The organism is Pseudomonas asplenii (genome assembly GCF_001293465.1).
GTDB classification, from domain to species: domain Bacteria; phylum Pseudomonadota; class Gammaproteobacteria; order Pseudomonadales; family Pseudomonadaceae; genus Aquipseudomonas; species Aquipseudomonas fuscovaginae_B.
Window position 1 is genome coordinate 207,306 of record NZ_JSYZ01000006.1, and the last position, 19,486, is coordinate 226,791.

Genomic DNA, 19,486 nt, shown 5'->3' on the forward strand with positions numbered 1-19,486 from the left:
AAAGGAGGCGCAATTCTATAGACGCCCCCATAAGGTGTCAACCCAATAAAAAAGCCCCCGCTGAGCGGGGGCTTTTTCAAAGCATCGAAGCTATCTCAAAAGAGAAGCTTACTCGATGATTTTGGCTACAACGCCAGCACCAACGGTACGGCCGCCTTCGCGGATTGCGAAACGCAGACCGTCTTCCATTGCGATGGTTTTGATCAGAGTGACAGTCATCTGGATGTTGTCACCTGGCATTACCATTTCAACGCCTTCTGGCAGTTCGCAGTTACCGGTCACGTCAGTAGTACGGAAGTAGAACTGTGGACGGTAGCCTTTGAAGAACGGAGTGTGACGACCGCCTTCTTCCTTGCTCAGAACGTAAACTTCTGCGGTGAACTTGGTGTGCGGCTTGACCGAACCTGGCTTGACCAGAACCTGGCCACGCTCAACGTCGTCACGCTTGGTACCACGCAGCAGAACGCCGCAGTTCTCGCCAGCACGACCTTCGTCGAGCAGTTTGCGGAACATTTCAACACCGGTGCAGGTGGTGGTGGTGGTGTCACGCAGACCAACGATTTCCAGTGGGTCCTGAACCTTGACGATACCACGCTCGATACGACCGGTAACTACGGTACCGCGACCGGAGATCGAGAACACGTCTTCGATTGGCATCAGGAATGGCTGGTCGATAGCACGAACTGGCTCAGGGATGTAGGCATCCAGAGTTTCTACCAGCTTCTTGACAGCGGTAGTACCCATTTCGTTGTCGTCTTTGCCTTCCAGCGCCATACGAGCCGAACCGATGATGATCGGAGTGTCATCACCTGGGAAGTCGTAGGTGCTCAGCAGGTCGCGAACTTCCATCTCGACCAGTTCCAGCAGCTCAGCGTCGTCAACCAGGTCAGCCTTGTTCAGGAAGACCACGATGTACGGAACGCCTACCTGACGGGACAGCAGGATGTGCTCACGAGTTTGTGGCATCGGACCATCGGCAGCCGAGCAAACCAGGATCGCGCCGTCCATTTGGGCAGCACCGGTGATCATGTTCTTCACGTAGTCAGCGTGACCTGGGCAGTCAACGTGAGCGTAGTGACGAATGTTCGAGTTGTACTCAACGTGCGCGGTGTTGATGGTGATACCGCGAGCTTTCTCTTCTGGAGCGCTGTCGATCTTGTCGAATTCAACGACTGCGGAACCGAAAACTTCGGAGCAAACGCGAGTCAGAGCAGCGGTCAGAGTGGTTTTACCGTGGTCAACGTGACCGATGGTGCCAACGTTGACGTGAGGTAGGGAACGATCAAATTTTTCTTTAGCCACGACAATTAACTCCTTGCCTAAAGGGCTGGATTAGCCTTGTTTTTTAACGAGAGCTTCGACGATGTTCGACGGAGCTTCGGCGTACTTGGAAAACTCCATGGAGTAGCTCGCGCGACCCTGGGACATGGAGCGAACATCGGTCGCATAACCGAACATTTCACCCAGCGGCACTTCAGCGCGGATGACCTTGCCGGAGACCGAGTCTTCCATACCCTGGATCAGACCACGACGACGGTTCAGGTCACCCATCACGTCACCCATGTAGTCTTCAGGGGTTACTACTTCAACCTTCATGATCGGCTCAAGCACGACGCCCTTGCCCTTCTCACGCAGCTGCTTGGTCGCCATGGAGGCAGCCACCTTGAACGCCATCTCGTTAGAGTCGACGTCATGGTAGGAACCATCGAACACGGTAGCCTTCAGGCCGATCAGCGGATAGCCGGCAACAACGCCGTTCTTCATCTGCTCTTCGATACCCTTCTGGATAGCCGGGATGTATTCCTTAGGAACCACACCACCGACGACCTCGTTGGCAAACACCAGACCTTCAGTGATATTGCCTTTTTCATCCACTTCAGCCGGAGCGAAGCGAATCCAGCAATGGCCGAACTGGCCACGGCCACCGGACTGACGAACGAACTTGCCTTCGATCTCGCAGCCAACGGTGATCTTCTCGCGGTACGAAACCTGCGGCTTGCCGATGTTGGCCTCGACGTTGAACTCGCGCTTCATGCGGTCAACGAGGATGTCCAGGTGCAGCTCACCCATACCGGAGATAATGGTCTGGCCGGTTTCTTCGTCGGTCTTGACGCGGAACGACGGGTCTTCCTGGGCCAGCTTGCCCAGTGCGATACCCATCTTCTCCTGGTCAGCCTTGGTTTTCGGCTCTACAGCAACCGAAATTACCGGCTCAGGGAAGTCCATACGCTCGAGGATGATCGGCTTGTCGATATCGCACAGGGTGTCACCGGTGGTGACGTCCTTCATACCGATCAGAGCAGCGATGTCGCCCGCACGTACTTCCTTGATTTCGTCACGCTGGTTGGCGTGCATCTGCACCATACGACCAACGCGTTCTTTCTTGCCTTTTACCGAGTTGATGACGGAGTCACCGGAGCTCAGGAAGCCGGAGTAGACGCGAACGAAGGTCAGAGTACCCACGAATGGGTCGGTAGCGATCTTGAACGCCAGAGCCGAGAACGGCTCGTTGTCGTCCGCATGACGCTCGTCGACGATTTCGTTGTCGTCAGTGCTGTCCGGATGAACGCCCTTGATCGCAGGGATCTCGGTCGGAGCCGGCAGATAGTCGATAACGGCGTCGAGAACCAGCGGAACGCCCTTGTTCTTGAACGAGGAGCCGCAGACCGCAGGAACGATCTCGCTCGCCAGGGTACGGGCGCGCAGACCAGCCTTGATCTCTTCGACGGTCAAGTCACCTTCTTCAAGGTACTTGTTCATCAGCTCTTCGTTGGCCTCGGCAGCTGCCTCGACCATGTTGTTGCGCCACTCGTTGGCCAGCTCGACCATATCGGCAGGAATCTCTTCCTCGCGATAGGTGGTGCCCTTGTCGTCATCGTTCCAGTAGATGGCTTTCATCTTGATCAGGTCGACCTGACCCTGGAAGTTCTCTTCAGAACCGATCGCCAGCTGAACAGGAACCGGGGTGTGACCCAGGCGGTTCTTGATCTGACCGACAACGCGCAGGAAGTTGGCACCGGCACGGTCCATCTTGTTCACGTAGACAACACGTGGAACACCGTACTTGTTGGCCTGACGCCATACGGTTTCGGACTGAGGCTCAACACCGGAAGTACCGCAGAACACAACGACAGCGCCGTCGAGTACGCGCAGCGAACGCTCTACTTCGATGGTGAAGTCTACGTGGCCGGGGGTGTCGATCACGTTCACACGATAGTTATCGTACTGACCGCGCGAGCCTTTCCAGAAAGTGGTTACGGCAGCGGAGGTAATGGTAATACCCCGCTCCTGCTCCTGCACCATCCAGTCGGTGGTCGCAGCGCCGTCATGAACCTCACCCATCTTGTGGCTGAGGCCTGTGTAGAACAGGATCCGCTCGGTAGTGGTGGTCTTGCCCGCGTCAACGTGGGCACAGATACCAATGTTACGGTAGCGGTTGATTGCAGTAGTACGAGCCATAAAGCCCTCGCAAAATTAGTGACGCTAAAATTAGAAGCGGTAGTGCGAGAAAGCCTTGTTGGCTTCAGCCATACGGTGCACGTCTTCACGCTTCTTAACTGCAGCACCTTTACCTTCGGCAGCGTCCAGCAGTTCGCCAGCCAAACGCAGAGCCATGGACTTCTCGCCGCGCTTGCGGGCGAAGTCTACCAACCAACGCATTGCCAGAGCATTACGGCGCGAAGGACGAACTTCTACCGGAACCTGGTAAGTAGCACCACCAACGCGGCGCGACTTCACTTCGACCAGCGGAGCGATGGCGTCGAGTGCTTTTTCGAAGAGTTCCAGGGGATCGGTACCGGCCTTGCGTGCCTTCACGGTATCCAGAGCACCGTAAACGATACGCTCGGCAACGGCCTTCTTGCCGCTTTCCATTACGTGGTTCATGAACTTGGCGAGAATCTGCGATCCGTACTTAGGATCGTCGAGAATCTCACGTTTGGCTGCTACGCGACGTCTTGGCATGATAAGCCCTCAAACGGTCTTCAGGTTAGCTCGGGACAACGCACCCAAAGGTGCTCATGCCCGACCTTACTCTTATCGACTCAATAAAATTAGAAACTGCAAACGACCAATTACTTCGGACGCTTGGTACCGTACTTCGAACGACCCTGGTTACGGCCTTTAACGCCGGAGGTATCCAGAGAGCCGCGAACGGTGTGGTAACGAACACCTGGCAAGTCTTTTACACGACCGCCACGGATCAGAACCACGCTGTGCTCTTGCAGGTTGTGGCCTTCACCACCGATGTACGAGGAAACCTCGAAACCGTTGGTCAGACGCACACGGCATACTTTACGCAGTGCCGAGTTAGGTTTTTTCGGCGTAGTGGTGTACACACGGGTGCACACGCCACGACGTTGCGGGCAGTTCTGCAGCGCAGGAACGTCGGATTTCTCGACGATACGCTTACGCGGCTGACGTACCAGCTGGTTGATAGTTGCCATCTACTAGCTCCACTGTTGTCTTGCGACGCTATTGTCGACAAGAAAGCAAAATGACAGGAACGGATCCCCGCCAAATTTAGGGGTACAAGAGTCTAAAGAGGATCTTGTCCCCAGTCAAGACGAGGCCCCGGCCTCCTCTCCCCGCTCATCGTGACGAAAAACGTCACGCCAGGCGGGAAGAGGCTACCAGGGCCTCACTCTGTTACTACCGCAGAACTCAGTTACCGCTCGAGTTCAGCGCTTCGGTCAGTGCAGCTTCCACTTCACTGGCGCTTACGCGCAGCGGTTTGTCCAGATCACGGCGACGCTTGCGCTCGCTGTGGTAGGCCAGACCGGTACCGGCCGGGATCAGACGACCCACGACCACGTTTTCCTTCAGGCCGCGCAGGTAGTCGCGCTTGCCGGTAACGGCCGCTTCGGTCAGTACGCGGGTAGTCTCCTGGAAGGAGGCCGCGGAGATGAACGACTCGGTCGACAACGACGCCTTGGTGATACCCAGCAACACACGAGTGAACTTGGAAATGAACTTGTCTTCCGTGGCCAGGCGCTCGTTTTCCACGAGTACCTGGGTCAGTTCCATCTGGTCACCCTTGATGAAGCTGGAGTCGCCCGATTCGGTGATCTCAACCTTGCGCAGCATCTGACGCAGAATCGTCTCGATGTGCTTGTCGTTGATCTTCACGCCTTGCAGGCGGTAAACGTCCTGGATCTCGTTGACGATGTACTTGGCCAGCGCGCTCACACCCAGCAGACGCAGGATGTCGTGCGGATCGCTAGGACCGTCGGAGATAACTTCGCCGCGGTTGACCTGTTCACCTTCGAAGACGTTCAGGTGACGCCACTTCGGAATCAGCTCTTCGTACGGATCGCTACCGTCGTTCGGAGTGATGACCAGACGACGCTTGCCCTTGGTCTCTTTACCGAACGCGATGGTGCCGCTGACTTCAGCCAGGATCGACGCCTCTTTCGGACGACGGGCTTCGAACAGGTCGGCAACACGCGGCAGACCACCGGTGATGTCACGGGTCTTCGAAGTTTCCTGCGGAATACGAGCGATAACGTCACCGATCGCGATCCGCGCACCGTCCGCCACACCGACCAGGGCGTTGGCTGGCAGGAAGTACTGAGCGATAACGTCAGTACCTGGCAGCAACAGGTCCTTGCCGTTGTCGTCGACCATCTTCACCGCAGGACGCATGTCCTTACCGGCTGCAGGACGATCCTTGACGTCGAGTACTTCAATGTTGGTCATACCGGTCAATTCGTCGGTCTGACGCTTGATCGTGATGCCTTCTTCCATGCCCACGTAGGTCACGGTACCTTTCATTTCGGTAACGATCGGGTGAGTGTGCGGGTCCCACTTGGCCACGATGGCACCAGCGTCGACCTTGTCGCCTTCCTTCACCGAAATCACCGCACCGTACGGCAGCTTGTAGCGCTCGCGCTCACGACCGAAGTCGTCGGCAATCGCCAGCTCACCGGAACGGGATACCGCCACCAGGTGACCGTCGACACGCTCCACGTGCTTCAGGTTGTGCAGACGAACGGTACCGCCGTTCTTCACCTGGACGCTGTCGGCAGCCGAGGTCCGGCTCGCCGCACCACCGATGTGGAACGTACGCATGGTCAGCTGGGTACCCGGCTCACCGATGGACTGGGCAGCGATAACGCCGACCGCTTCACCGATGTTCACCAGGTGGCCACGAGCCAGGTCGCGACCGTAGCACTTGGCGCAGATGCCGTAGCGGGTTTCGCAGCTGATCGGCGACCGCACGACCACTTCGTCGATGCTGTTCAGCTCGATGAACTCGACCCACTTCTCGTCAACCAGGGTTCCGGCTGGGACGATGACGTCCTCGGTGCCCGGCTTGAATACGTCACGGGCGATCACTCGACCCAGAACGCGTTCACCCAACGGCTCGACCACGTCACCGCCTTCAATGTGCGGCGTCATGACCAGGCCCTGCTCGGTGCCACAGTCAACCTCGGTCACGACCAGGTCCTGTGCCACGTCAACCAGACGACGAGTCAGGTAACCGGAGTTCGCGGTTTTCAACGCGGTATCCGCCAGACCCTTACGAGCACCGTGAGTCGAGATGAAGTACTGGAGTACGCTCAGACCTTCACGGAAGTTCGCCGTGATCGGCGTTTCGATGATGGAACCGTCCGGCTTGGCCATCAGGCCACGCATACCGGCCAGCTGACGGATCTGTGCTGCGGAACCCCGCGCACCCGAGTCAGCCATCATGTACATCGAGTTGAAGGATTCCTGGTCGACGGTTTCACCGTGACGGTCGACAACCTTTTCTTTCGAGAGGTTGGCCATCATCGCCTTGGAAACTTCGTCGTTCGCCTTGGACCACAAGTCGATGACCTTGTTGTACTTCTCGCCCTGGGTTACCAGGCCGGAGGCGTACTGGCTCTCGATCTCCTTCACTTCGTCGGTGGCAGCACCGATGATGCGGGCTTTCTCATCCGGGATAACGAAGTCGTTAACACCGATGGAAACACCAGAGATGGTCGAGTAGGCAAAACCGGTGTACATCAGCTGGTCAGCGAAGATCACGGTCTCTTTCAGACCCACCACGCGATAGCACTGGTTGATCAGCTTGGAGATCGCCTTTTTCTTCATCGGCAGGTTGACGACGTCGAACGACAGGCCTTTCGGAACCACCTGGAACAGCAGCGCACGGCCGACAGTGGTGTCGACGATACGGGTGTTCTGGACGCTGTTGCCGTCACGGTCGTTCACGGTTTCGGTGATACGGACCTTGATCTTGGCGTGCAGCGCGGCTTCGCCGGCGCGGAATACGCGGTCGACTTCCTGCAGGTCGGCGAACACGCGACCTTCACCCTTGGCGTTGATCGCTTCACGGGTCATGTAGTACAGACCCAGTACCACGTCCTGCGACGGAACGATGATCGGCTCACCGTTGGCTGGCGACAGAATGTTGTTGGTCGACATCATCAGCGCGCGCGCTTCCAGCTGGGCTTCCAGCGTCAGCGGCACGTGCACGGCCATCTGGTCACCGTCGAAGTCGGCGTTGTACGCAGCACAGACCAGAGGGTGCAGCTGGATAGCCTTACCTTCGATCAGTACCGGTTCAAAGGCTTGGATACCCAGACGGTGAAGGGTCGGTGCACGGTTGAGCAGTACGGGGTGTTCGCGAATCACTTCGGCGAGAACGTCCCAGACCTCTGGCAGTTCGCGCTCGACCATCTTCTTGGCAGCCTTGATGGTGGTCGCCAGACCACGCATTTCCAGCTTGCCGAAAATGAACGGTTTGAACAGTTCGAGGGCCATCTTCTTCGGCAGACCGCACTGGTGCAGACGCAGGGTCGGACCTACGGTAATTACCGAACGGCCGGAGTAGTCAACGCGCTTGCCGAGCAGGTTCTGACGGAAACGACCCTGTTTACCCTTGATCATGTCGGCCAGGGATTTCAGAGGACGCTTGTTCGAACCGGTGATAGCGCGACCGCGACGACCGTTGTCCAGCAGGGCGTCAACGGCTTCCTGCAGCATGCGCTTTTCGTTGCGCACGATGATGTCAGGCGCGGACAGATCCAGCAGGCGCTTGAGACGGTTGTTACGGTTGATCACCCGACGATACAGATCGTTGAGGTCGGAAGTCGCGAAGCGACCGCCATCCAGTGGCACCAGTGGACGCAGGTCTGGCGGCAGAACCGGCAGAACGGTCAACACCATCCACTCTGGCAGGTTGCCGGAGCCCTGGAAGGCCTCCATCAACTTCAGACGCTTGGACAGCTTCTTGATCTTGGTTTCCGAGTTGGTTTGCGGAATCTCTTCGCGCAGACGGCCAATCTCGTGCTCCAGGTCGATCGCGTGCAGCAGCTCGCGGACAGCCTCGGCACCCATGCGGGCGTCGAAGTCGTCACCGAACTCTTCGAGGGCTTCGAAGTACTGCTCGTCGTTCAGCAGTTGGCCTTTTTCCAGGGTGGTCATGCCCGGGTCGATAACGACATAGCTCTCGAAATAGAGAACGCGCTCGATATCACGCAGGGTCATGTCCATCAGCAGGCCGATACGGGACGGCAGGGACTTCAGGAACCAGATGTGGGCAACCGGCGAAGCCAGTTCGATGTGCGCCATGCGCTCACGACGAACCTTGGCCAGAGCGACTTCCACGCCGCACTTCTCGCAGATCACGCCACGATGTTTCAAGCGCTTGTACTTACCGCACAGACACTCGTAATCCTTGACCGGGCCAAAGATCTTGGCGCAGAACAGGCCGTCACGCTCAGGTTTGAACGTACGGTAGTTGATGGTTTCCGGCTTTTTAACTTCACCGAACGACCACGAACGGATCATCTCAGGCGAGGCCAATCCGATACGGATGGCGTCGAACTCTTCGACTTGACCCTGGTTTTTCAGCAAATTCAGTAGGTCTTTCAAGGCCTTTCCTCCTGGCGGAGCAGAGAGCGGGCTGATACAGCCCCGCTCTCGATCGCGTCACGTGTTATTCGGTTTCCAGATCGATATCGATGCCGAGGGAACGAATCTCCTTGATCAACACGTTGAAGGACTCGGGCATGCCCGGCTCCATACGGTGATCGCCGTCCACGATGTTCTTGTACATCTTGGTCCGACCGTTCACATCGTCCGACTTCACTGTGAGCATTTCCTGCAGAGTGTAGGCAGCACCGTATGCTTCCAGTGCCCAGACCTCCATCTCCCCGAAACGCTGACCACCGAACTGCGCCTTACCACCCAGCGGCTGCTGGGTAACCAGGCTGTACGAACCGGTAGAACGAGCGTGCATCTTGTCGTCTACCAAGTGGTTCAGTTTGAGCATGTACATGTAGCCAACGGTAACCGGACGCTCGAACTTGTTGCCGGTACGGCCGTCGAACAGCTGCATCTGGCCGCTTTCTGGCAGGTCAGCCAGTTTCAGCATGGCCTTGATTTCAACTTCCTTGGCACCGTCGAACACCGGGGTGGCCATAGGTACGCCGCCCTTGAGGTTCTTCGCCAGGTCCAGGATTTCCTGGTCGGAGAAGCTGTCCAGCTCTTCGTTGCGACCGCCGATCTCGTTGTAGATCTCGTGCAGGAACTTGCGCAGGTCAGCGACCTTGCGCTGCTCTTCGAGCATGCGGTTGATCTTCTCGCCCAGGCCCTTGGCCGCGAGGCCCAGGTGGGTTTCGAGGATCTGACCGACGTTCATACGCGAAGGTACGCCCAGCGGGTTGAGAACCACGTCGACCGGAGTACCGTTGGCGTCGTGCGGCATGTCTTCGACCGGCATGATCACGGAGACCACACCCTTGTTACCGTGACGACCGGCCATCTTGTCGCCCGGCTGGATGCGACGACGGATTGCCAGGTAGACCTTGACGATCTTCAGTACGCCCGGAGCCAGGTCATCGCCCTGCTGCAGCTTGCGCTTCTTGTCTTCGAACTTGTCGTCCAGCAGACGGCGGCGATCGACGATGTAGGCCTGAGCCTTTTCGAGCTGCTCGTTCAGAGCGTCTTCGGTCATGCGCAGCTTGAACCACTGGCCGTGCTCGAGACCGTCGAGAACCTCGTTGGTGATCTCCTGGCCTTTCTTCAGGCCAGCGCCGCCTTCGACGGTGTGACCGACCAGAGCGGAACGCAGACGTTCGAAGGTCGCGCCTTCAACGATACGGAACTCCTCGTTGAGGTCCTTGCGGATCTCGTCGAGCTGGCTCTTCTCGATGGACAGGGCACGGCTGTCACGCTCGACGCCATCACGGGTGAAGACCTGTACGTCGATGACGGTACCCTTGGTGCCGGTCGGCACGCGCAGGGAGGTGTCCTTAACGTCGCTGGCCTTCTCACCGAAGATCGCGCGCAGCAGTTTTTCTTCCGGAGTCAGCTGGGTCTCGCCTTTCGGAGTGACCTTGCCCACCAGAATGTCGCCCGGGCCGACTTCGGCGCCGACGTAGACGATACCGGCCTCGTCCAGCTTGTTCAGCGCAGCCTCACCCACGTTCGGGATGTCCGCGGTGATTTCTTCTGGGCCGAGCTTGGTGTCACGGGCCACACAGGTCAGTTCCTGGATGTGGATCGTGGTGAAGCGGTCTTCCTGAACAACGCGTTCCGACAGGCAGATGGAGTCTTCGAAGTTGAAGCCGTTCCACGCCATGAAGGCGATGCGCATGTTCTGGCCCAGGGCCAGTTCACCCATGTCGGTGGACGGACCGTCGGCCATGATGTCGCTGCGCTGAACGCGATCACCCTTGCTCACCAGCGGACGCTGGTTGATGCAGGTGTTCTGGTTCGAGCGGGTGTATTTGGTCAGGTTGTAGATGTCGACACCGGCTTCGCCTGGTTCGACTTCGTCATCGGCAACACGAACCACGATACGGCTGGCATCGACGGAGTCGATCACGCCGCCACGACGAGCCACGACGCACACGCCGGAGTCACGGGCCACGTTGCGCTCCATGCCGGTACCGACCAGCGGCTTGTCGGCACGCAGGGTAGGTACGGCCTGACGCTGCATGTTCGAACCCATCAACGCACGGTTGGCGTCGTCGTGCTCGAGGAACGGAATCAGCGACGCAGCGACCGAAACGACCTGCTTCGGCGAAACGTCCATCAGGGTGACGTCTTCCGGCGCCTTGACGGTGAATTCGTTCAGGTGACGAACGGCTACCAGCTCATCGACCAGCACTTTCTGCTCGTTCATGGTCGCCGAAGCCTGCGCGATCACGTGATCGGCTTCCTCGATGGCGGACAGGAACACGATGTCGTCGGTGACCACACCCTCTTTCACCACGCGGTACGGGCTTTCCAGGAAGCCGTACTGGTTGGTGCGGGCATAGGCCGCCAGGGAGTTGATCAGACCGATGTTCGGACCTTCAGGGGTTTCGATCGGGCATACGCGACCGTAGTGGGTCGGGTGTACGTCACGAACTTCGAAGCCCGCGCGCTCACGGGTCAGACCACCTGGGCCGAGTGCGGAAACACGGCGCTTGTGGGTGATCTCGGAGAGCGGGTTGTTCTGGTCCATGAACTGCGACAGCTGGCTGGAACCGAAGAACTCCTTCACCGCCGCTGCCACTGGCTTGGCGTTGATCAGGTCCTGCGGCATCAGGCCTTCGCTTTCGGCCATCGACAGGCGTTCCTTGACCGCGCGCTCTACACGCACCAGGCCAACGCGGAACTGGTTCTCGGCCATCTCGCCGACGCAGCGGACGCGACGGTTACCCAGGTGGTCGATGTCGTCGACGATGCCCTTGCCGTTACGGATGTCGACGAGGGTCTTGAGAACCTCGACGATATCTTCCTTGCACAGCACGCCCGAACCTTCGATCTCGGTACGACCGATACGACGGTTGAACTTCATGCGGCCGACGGCGGACAGGTCGTAACGCTCGGCGCTGAAGAACAGGTTGTTGAACAGGGTCTCGGCGGCATCCTTGGTTGGCGGCTCGCCAGGACGCATCATGCGATAAATCTCGACCAGCGCTTCCAGTTGGTTGCTGGTGGAGTCGATCTTCAGGGTATCGGAGATGAACGGGCCGCAGTCGATATCGTTGGTGTACAACGTTTCGATGCGAACGACCTGGGCCTTGGCCATCTTGGCCAGCAGCTCGGTGCTCAGCTCGGTGTTGCATTCAGCCAGGATTTCACCGGTGGCCGGGTGCACGATAGCCTTGGCGGTAGTACGGCCGATGACGTAGTCCAGCGGTACTTCCAGCTCTTTGACACCGGCTTTTTCCAGCTGGTTGATGTGACGAGCGGTGATACGACGGCCCTGCTCGACAATAACCTTGCCGTTGCCATCCTGGATGTCGAGGACAGCGATCTCACCACGCAGGCGCTGAGGCACCAGTTCCAGGCTCAGGCTCTCGCCCTTAACGTGGAATACGTTGGTGGTGTAGAAGGCGTCGAGGACTTCTTCGGTGCTGTAGCCCAGCGCGCGCAGCAGCACGGAAGCTGGCAGCTTGCGACGACGGTCGATACGGACGAACACGCAGTCTTTCGGGTCGAACTCGAAGTCCAGCCACGAACCGCGGTAAGGAATGATACGAGCCGAGTACAGCAGTTTGCCGGAGCTGTGCGTCTTGCCGCGGTCGTGGTCGAAGAACACGCCCGGGGAACGGTGCAGCTGGGAAACGATTACGCGCTCGGTACCGTTGATAACGAAGGTACCGTTCTCAGTCATCAGGGGGATTTCACCCATGTAGACTTCTTGCTCTTTGATGTCCTTGATCGCTTTGTTCGACGATTCTTTGTCGAAAATGATCAGGCGCACTTTCACCCGCAGCGGAACCGCGTAGGTCACACCGCGCAATACGCATTCCTTGACGTCAAAGGCCGGTTCGCCCAAACGATAGCCAACGTACTCCAGAGCAGCGTTGCCGGAGTAGCTGATGATCGGGAAAACGGATTTGAAGGCCGCATGCAGACCGACGTCACGGAACTGGTCCTTGGTCGCGCCCGCCTGCAAGAATTCGCGATACGAATCCAGCTGGATAGCCAGGAGGTACGGTACGTCCATGACGTCCGGCAACTTGCTAAAGTCCTTGCGGATACGTTTTTTCTCAGTATATGAGTAAGCCATCAGCGTTCCCCAGCTTGGTCACCTGCTTGTTTGGCCTCTCCCGACGGGAGCAGCCAGAAAATCTTGCAGACCCCTTGGTCTGCGCCACCGCCTCGGGTGGGTGAAGCACGTTAGAGGCGCCGGCCGAGCCGGCCGCCAATAACGGAAAAAGGCCGGTGGCAAAAGCCACCAGCCATCAGCCTTTCGCTTAACGCTTGGGCCGGAGACGCAAGGTCTGAGCTTACTTGAGCTCGACTTTGGCGCCTGCTTCTTCCAGCTTCTTCTTGGCGTCTTCAGCAGCTTCTTTCGAAACGCCTTCAGCAACGACCTGAGGAGCGCCGTCAACTTTCTCTTTGGCTTCTTTCAGGCCCAGACCGGTCAGTTCACGAACAGCCTTGATGACGTTGACTTTCTTGTCGCCAGCTTCAACCAGGACAACGTTGAACTCGGTTTGCTCTTCAGCAGCAGCGGCAGCAACAGCTGGGCCAGCGGCAACAGCGGCAGCAGCGGTAACGCCGAAGGTTTCTTCCATCGCTTTGATCAGCTCAACGATTTCCACTACGGATTTCTGGCCGATCGCTTCGATGATTTGTTCGTTAGTCAGAGACATGACTCAATTCCTGAATTGGGGGACAGCCTGCAAGGCCATCGAAATAAACAAAAATACGCGAGAGATGAAACGCTCAGCCTCAGGCTGCAGCAGCTTCCTTCTGGTCGCGAATTGCCGCCAGAGTACGAGCCAGCTTGCTGGTAGCGCCTTGGATCACGCTCATCAGCTGTGCGATTGCTTCGTCGCGGGTCGGCAGAGTTGCCAGTACGTCGATCTGATTGGCTGCGAGGAACTTGCCCTCGAACGCAGCTGCCTTGATCTCGAACTTGTCCTGACCCTTGGCGAACTCTTTGAAGATACGGGCAGCAGCGCCCGGATGTTCGTTGGAGAACGCGATCAGGGTCGGGCCGGTGAACACGTCGTTGAGGACACTGTATTGAGTGTCGGCAACGGCGCGCTTGAGCAGGGTGTTACGTACGACACGTACGTATACGCCAGCTTCACGAGCCTCTTTACGGAGTCCGGTCATTGCGCCTACTGTTACGCCACGGGCATCAGCCACGACAGCGGACAGAGCGACTTTGGCAGCCTCGTTGACTTCAGCGACGATGGCCTTCTTGTCTTCGAGATTAATTGCCACGGGTTTAACTCCTGCTTGTTACCGTTTCACCAGACCAGAGCCTGATGTCGTTTTGGTGTCTGATTCGGTAAGGAACCGGGAGCACCATCTGCGTAGGCTTGAGGTTTAAGGCTTGCGCCGCCTACGGTCTTGGATAGCCCCCGCCAGGCAGGGACCCCAATTTTTCAATGGGTGCAATCGCTTGCACCCACGCGTGTCTTACGCGTCGAGCGAGCTTTGGTCGATGACCAGACCTGGGCCCATGGTGGTGCTCAGGGTAACGCGCTTGACGTAGATACCTTTCGCGGAAGCCGGCTTGATACGCTTCAGGTCAGCGATCAGGGCTTCAACGTTTTCCTTCAGCTTGACGGCGTCGAAGCCGATCTTGCCAACGGAAGTGTGAATGATACCGTTCTTGTCGGTGCGGTAGCGAACCTGACCGGCCTTGGCGTTCTTGACGGCGGAAGCGACGTCAGGAGTTACGGTACCGACTTTCGGGTTAGGCATCAGGCCACGTGGACCCAGAACCTGACCCAGTTGACCTACAACGCGCATTGCATCCGGGGAAGCAATGACTACGTCGTAGTTCAGGTCGCCGCCTTTCATTTCGGCAGCCAGGTCGTCCATACCAACGCGGTCGGCGCCGGCAGCCAGAGCAGCTTCAGCAGCTGGGCCCTGGGTGAACACGGCAACGCGAACGGTTTTGCCAGTGCCGTGTGGCAGCACGGTAGCGCTACGTACGACCTGGTCGGATTTACGTGGGTCAACGCCCAGGTTTACAGCAACGTCAAAGGACTCGCTGAACTTGACAGTCGACAGCTCGGTCAGCAGAGCAGCGGCGTCTACAAAGCTGTAGGCCTTGCCTGCTTCGATTTTGCCGGCAATAGCCTTTTGGCGCTTGGTCAGCTTAGCCATTACACACCCTCCACGTTAAGGCCCATGCTACGAGCAGAACCGGCGATGGTACGCACGGCTGCATCCAGGTCAGCTGCAGTCAGATCAGCGTTTTTGGTTTTCGCGATCTCTTCCAGCTGAGCACGGGTAACGGTGCCAACCTTAACGGTGTTCGGACGAGCGGAACCGCTGGTCAGGCCGGCGGCCTTTTTCAGCAGAACCGAAGCCGGGGTGGACTTGGTTTCGAAAGTGAAGCTGCGGTCACTGTAGACAGTGATGATCACTGGAGTCGGCAGACCCGCTTCCTGACCCTGGGTACGGGCGTTGAAAGCCTTGCAGAATTCCATGATGTTCACACCGTGTTGACCCAGTGCTGGACCAACGGGTGGGCTTGGGTTGGCCTGGCCGGCCTTAACTTGCAGCTTGATGTAAGCCTGAATCTTCTTAGCCATGAGCTACTCCAAAATCGGGTACGAACGCCAGTTGGCTCCCCGGATGACTTGCGTTTTATCCCAGTGACGACAAAACCCCACAGCCTAAGACTGTGGGGTTGGGATGCTTGCCCAGCTAGACCTTCTCGACCTGGCTGAACTCCAGCTCCACCGGAGTAGAGCGACCGAAAATGAGCACTGCGACCTGGATCCGGCTCTTTTCGTAGTTGACCTCTTCGACCGTACCGTTGAAATCTGCGAACGGACCGTCGGTAACACGTACCACTTCGCCCGGCTCGAACAGAGTCTTCGGTTTCGGCTTGTCGCTGCCGTCAGCGACACGACGCAGAATGGCCTCGGCCTCTTTGTCGGTGATCGGCGCAGGCTTGTCGGCGGTACCGCCGATGAAACCCATTACCCTAGGAGTATCCTTGACCAAGTGCCAAGTACCCTCGTTCATGTCCATCTGTACCAGGACGTAGCCAGGGAAGAACTTGCGCTCGCTCTTGCGCTTCTGGCCATTACGCATTTCCACTACTTCTTCAGTAGGGACCAGAATTTCGCCGAAGCCATCTTCCATGCCTGCCAGCTTTACTCGCTCGATCAACGAGCGCATGACATGCTTCTCGTAACCGGAGTAAGCATGCACAACGTACCAACGCTTAGCCACGGGACACCCTTAGCCAACAATCAAGGAAACAATCCAGCCGAGCAGGGAGTCGAGACCCCACAGCAACAGCGCCATAACCAGAACAACAGCCACTACAATCAGAGTGGTCTGAGTGGTTTCCTGGCGAGTCGGCCATACGACTTTACGGATCTCGGTGCGGGCTTCCTTGACCAGTACGAAGAACGACTTGCCCTTGGCGGTCTGCAGGCCCACATAGGCAGCAACAGCAGCAATGACAAGCAGAGCGAGTACACGGTACAGGACCGGCGAACCAGCATAGTACTGATTGCCGACAACCCCAACCACCACCAGAGCGACTACGACGAGCCACTTGAGAAGATCTAAGCGAGAGCCTTGGGCTTCAGTGTTGGAGGTCATCTACAGGATCCTGTGAAAAGAAAGCCAGACACATCGAGTGAATCTGGCAGGTCAGGAGGGAATCGAACCCCCAACCTACGGTTTTGGAGACCGTCGCTCTGCCAATTGAGCTACTGACCTAAAACTTGAATCAGGCCGACCATTATGCCGACCAGACAGAGACATTGCAACAACTACAACCACTTAAAACAAAGGCGGATATTTGCATATCCGCCTTGTCTGTATGGAGCTCTTGAGCGGATTTGAACCGCTGACCTCACCCTTACCAAGGGTGTGCTCTACCAACTGAGCTACAAGAGCGAAACACTTTGCAAAACCAGCAAAACTTGGAGCGGGTAGCGGGAATCGAACCCGCATCATCAGCTTGGAAGGCTGAGGTTCTACCACTAAACTATACCCGCGGAGCCTGCTGCTTCCGCTGAAATTATGGTGGAGGGAGAAGGATTCGAACCTTCGAAGTCTGAGACGTCAGATTTACAGTCTGATCCCTTTGGCCGCTCGGGAACCCCTCCAATGTGAGGCGCATTCTACATCATGCTGAACCTCTGTCAAGCAATTTCTCATTTAAAATTATGAGGTTAGTTGCATTGACGCTGCTTCGTGGCTAATCCCTCAAGAGGTCTTCGCTGCGGAGCGGGCGCCATTCTATGCAAACTATTCGACACCTGCAATACCCTCGCACAACATTATTTTATGTTTTAACTCATTGAATTCCTTAGCAAGATTCTGCAGCTGCGCATCATCCAGCAAACGCCGGCTCTCGGGCGCGACACGGACCCAGTATCCAGAGGAATCGGGAACATTCACGCGCTGCACGCGCGCCTTGATATCCATGCCTTGCAGACGCTGCAGAATCGACTGGGCGACCTCCTGGCGCTGCACGCCACCCAGGTACAGACATTCGGACTCGTTTTCCTGATCTCTTGCCGCTGTTTTACGAGCGCCCGCGTTATCCGACTCGCTCAGCAGCTGGATGTCCTGGTGGGCACTGCGGTAGAGCGACAGAGGGGCTACCTCCTTCGCCTTCAGGGGAGCCTCCTGCTGGTGCCAGACGTAATAGACACCATTGAGCACCAACAACAGCAGAAACAACCAACGCATAGAGACCTCAACTCAACGGGCAGGCTATCGCCAGGCCGACAAATACCAGGTCCGGAACCCAACGGGCGCCAGGCACCATCTCGCGAATCAGGGCCGCGTCACCGCCCGTGAGGAACACCTTGAATTCCTCCCCCCAGTACTCCCGAGCCTGCTGCAACTGAGTCAGGATAAATCCGCGCAACATCAGCAGACAGCCACGCTCGACCGCCTCGACGGTCTCCCGCCCGGGAACCAGACTGGTCAGCGCACGTTCGGCCGCCACATCGTCGTAGCGAATCCGTCGAGTATGAGTACGCAGCTGGTTGCGCATCAACTGCATTCCGGGACAAATGAAGCCTCCGAGATGCGAACCATCCGCGGCAATGAAATCGGCCGTGACCGCAGTACCGAGATCCAGCACCAGGCATGGCCCGCCGGCCAGCCGGAAGGCACCCAGCATCGCCAGCCAGCGATCGAGACCCAGCCGCTCGTGCTCTCTGTAACCATTGCGCACCCCCGCCATCTCTTCGGCAGGTCGTGCGCACGCCACTTCGACATCGAAGGCATCGGCAAGCGCCGCAACCAGGCGCCGGGTCTCCTCTTCGGTACGCACGCTGACCAGGCGACACCAGGCCAGGGTCAACCCGGGCTCTTCGCGCAGGCACTGCAGCAACGCCAGGTCGGAGTCGACAACACCGCCGGCCACTACGTCCCGGCAACTCGTCCGGATAATGCGCCACTTGATGAAGCTGTTACCGCAATCGAGCTCAAGAATCATCACGCAACCTCAGGCTGAGCTCGCCACCACTGAAGACCTTCTCGACCCCATCAACCCTCAGGCGTAGCGCACCCTGCTGGTCAATCCCCAGCACGATGCCATTGATGCTGTTGACGCCGGCGACCAGGGAGACCTCCCGCCCCTGCCAGAGGTGATTGCGCTCCCACTCCGCCTGTATGGCGGCAAAACCCGCCTCACGATGCAGCTCCAGGTATTCCTGGAGCTTTTTACTCAGGGAAGACACCAGTTGATTGCGATCCAACGTGCGCCCCATCTCAGCACGCACGGACGTCCATGGCTGATCGATCGACTCGGCGACCTGCATATTGACGTTGATACCGATACCCAGCACCACGTGGCAGACATCCGCCGGATCACCGACCAACTCCAACAGGATACCGGCAATCTTCTTGCGCCCAACCAGGACGTCGTTTGGCCACTTCAGCCCTACTTCCGCAAGCCCGTGCTCACGCAGGGCGTGCAGGACTGCCAGCCCCACCACAAGACTCAGGCCTTCCAGCTGGCGCATGCCGCCATCGATCCGGAGCAGCAGGCTGTAATAGATGTTCTCCGCGAATGGACTGACCCATTGGCGCCCGCGGCGACCGCGACCGGAGGTCTGCCGCTCGGCGACAACGATGAACGGCGCAGGAACACCCTGCTCGACCAGCCGTAGCGCCTCGGCATTGGTCGAATCAATGGAATCGTAGAGGCGTACAGGCCAGAGGGAAGAAGACCCGGCGGCGACGATCGCCTGCTCATCAAGCAGGATCAGGGGAGAAGCCAACTGGTAGCCGCGGCCACGAACCTTGTGGATCGACAGCCCGAGCTCGGCCTCCAGTTGCTGAAGCTGCTTCCAGACGGCACTGCGACTGACGCCCAACGCGGCCCCAAGTGCCTCCCCGGAATGAAACCGGCCGTCTTTCAGGAGTTTTAACAAGGTCAGCATGCAGATCTCGCCTCACAATGAGGCACGCATGATAGCCATGAGCTGGTTCATTGCATAGAAAACATGGGCATCAGGACAGATACGACAACAAGAGAAAGAGGAAAATAGGGGCAGGCTGGCGAAGCGATTCAGGGCGCAGAAAAGACAAAACCCCTACC

At 57.9% G+C, this 19,486-nt stretch carries 15 protein-coding genes and 4 tRNA genes; all 19 read right to left on the bottom strand.

The window, feature by feature from the left end:
- Window positions 1–108: 108 nt before the first annotated feature.
- The 19 genes from tuf to birA all read right to left on the bottom strand — a co-directional run bounded on the left by tuf (window position 109) and on the right by birA (window position 19,328).
- Complete coding sequence (gene tuf, locus PF66_RS09655; RefSeq protein WP_026144793.1) at window positions 109–1,302, bottom strand: elongation factor Tu; 1,194 nt, start codon at window positions 1,300–1,302, stop codon at window positions 109–111.
- Between the two features lie 30 nt (window positions 1,303–1,332).
- Window positions 1,333–3,459, bottom strand: coding sequence for an elongation factor G (gene fusA, locus PF66_RS09660; protein WP_054062548.1), 2,127 nt, complete (start codon window positions 3,457–3,459; stop codon window positions 1,333–1,335).
- A 30-nt stretch (window positions 3,460–3,489) separates the two neighbouring features.
- Window positions 3,490–3,963 carry a 30S ribosomal protein S7 gene (gene rpsG / locus PF66_RS09665; RefSeq protein WP_007970418.1) on the bottom strand — a complete coding sequence of 158 codons (474 nt, stop codon included), beginning with the start codon at window positions 3,961–3,963 and terminating at the stop codon, window positions 3,490–3,492.
- Window positions 3,964–4,073: 110 nt separating this feature from the next.
- Entirely contained in the window at window positions 4,074–4,445 is a 372-nt protein-coding gene (rpsL, locus tag PF66_RS09670) for a 30S ribosomal protein S12 (protein WP_003186084.1), read from the bottom strand.
- Between the two features lie 217 nt (window positions 4,446–4,662).
- On the bottom strand, window positions 4,663–8,862 hold the full coding sequence (rpoC, locus tag PF66_RS09675; RefSeq protein ID WP_054059486.1) for a DNA-directed RNA polymerase subunit beta': 4,200 nt from the start codon (window positions 8,860–8,862) through the stop codon (window positions 4,663–4,665).
- A 64-nt stretch (window positions 8,863–8,926) separates the two neighbouring features.
- Entirely contained in the window at window positions 8,927–13,000 is a 4,074-nt protein-coding gene (gene rpoB / locus PF66_RS09680) for a DNA-directed RNA polymerase subunit beta (RefSeq protein ID WP_026144791.1), read from the bottom strand.
- 220 nt (window positions 13,001–13,220) lie between these two features.
- Window positions 13,221–13,589 (bottom strand): 50S ribosomal protein L7/L12, encoded by a 369-nt coding sequence (gene rplL, locus PF66_RS09685; protein WP_017901526.1) that lies wholly within the window; start codon window positions 13,587–13,589, stop codon window positions 13,221–13,223.
- Between the two features lie 79 nt (window positions 13,590–13,668).
- The gene (gene rplJ / locus PF66_RS09690; protein WP_017901525.1) at window positions 13,669–14,169 is read right to left on the bottom strand and encodes a 50S ribosomal protein L10; all 501 of its coding nucleotides are present in this window, start codon (window positions 14,167–14,169) and stop codon (window positions 13,669–13,671) included.
- Window positions 14,170–14,367: 198 nt separating this feature from the next.
- Complete coding sequence (gene rplA / locus PF66_RS09695; protein WP_017901524.1) at window positions 14,368–15,063, bottom strand: 50S ribosomal protein L1; 696 nt, start codon at window positions 15,061–15,063, stop codon at window positions 14,368–14,370.
- The gene (gene rplK / locus PF66_RS09700) at window positions 15,063–15,494 is read right to left on the bottom strand and encodes a 50S ribosomal protein L11 (RefSeq protein WP_017901523.1); all 432 of its coding nucleotides are present in this window, start codon (window positions 15,492–15,494) and stop codon (window positions 15,063–15,065) included. Before rplK ends, rplA begins: the two co-directional genes overlap by 1 nt.
- Window positions 15,495–15,609: 115 nt before the next feature.
- Complete coding sequence (gene nusG, locus PF66_RS09705) at window positions 15,610–16,143, bottom strand: transcription termination/antitermination protein NusG (RefSeq protein ID WP_010443972.1); 534 nt, start codon at window positions 16,141–16,143, stop codon at window positions 15,610–15,612.
- A 9-nt stretch (window positions 16,144–16,152) separates the two neighbouring features.
- Window positions 16,153–16,521 carry a preprotein translocase subunit SecE gene (gene secE / locus PF66_RS09710; protein WP_054059487.1) on the bottom strand — a complete coding sequence of 123 codons (369 nt, stop codon included), beginning with the start codon at window positions 16,519–16,521 and terminating at the stop codon, window positions 16,153–16,155.
- Between the two features lie 44 nt (window positions 16,522–16,565).
- A tRNA-Trp gene (locus PF66_RS09715) sits at window positions 16,566–16,641 on the bottom strand.
- Between the two features lie 104 nt (window positions 16,642–16,745).
- Window positions 16,746–16,821: transfer RNA gene (locus PF66_RS09720), tRNA-Thr, on the bottom strand.
- Between the two features lie 27 nt (window positions 16,822–16,848).
- Window positions 16,849–16,922: transfer RNA gene (locus tag PF66_RS09725), tRNA-Gly, on the bottom strand.
- A gap of 26 nt (window positions 16,923–16,948) precedes the next feature.
- Window positions 16,949–17,033: transfer RNA gene (locus PF66_RS09730), tRNA-Tyr, on the bottom strand.
- Between the two features lie 142 nt (window positions 17,034–17,175).
- Window positions 17,176–17,622: an SPOR domain-containing protein gene (locus PF66_RS09735; RefSeq protein WP_054059488.1), complete on the bottom strand. Its 447-nt coding sequence runs from the start codon at window positions 17,620–17,622 to the stop codon at window positions 17,176–17,178.
- 7 nt (window positions 17,623–17,629) lie between these two features.
- Window positions 17,630–18,379: a pantothenate kinase gene (locus PF66_RS09740; protein WP_054062549.1), complete on the bottom strand. Its 750-nt coding sequence runs from the start codon at window positions 18,377–18,379 to the stop codon at window positions 17,630–17,632.
- Entirely contained in the window at window positions 18,369–19,328 is a 960-nt protein-coding gene (gene birA, locus PF66_RS09745; RefSeq protein WP_054059490.1) for a bifunctional biotin--[acetyl-CoA-carboxylase] ligase/biotin operon repressor BirA, read from the bottom strand. Before birA ends, PF66_RS09740 begins: the two co-directional genes overlap by 11 nt.
- Window positions 19,329–19,486: the final 158 nt, after the last annotated feature.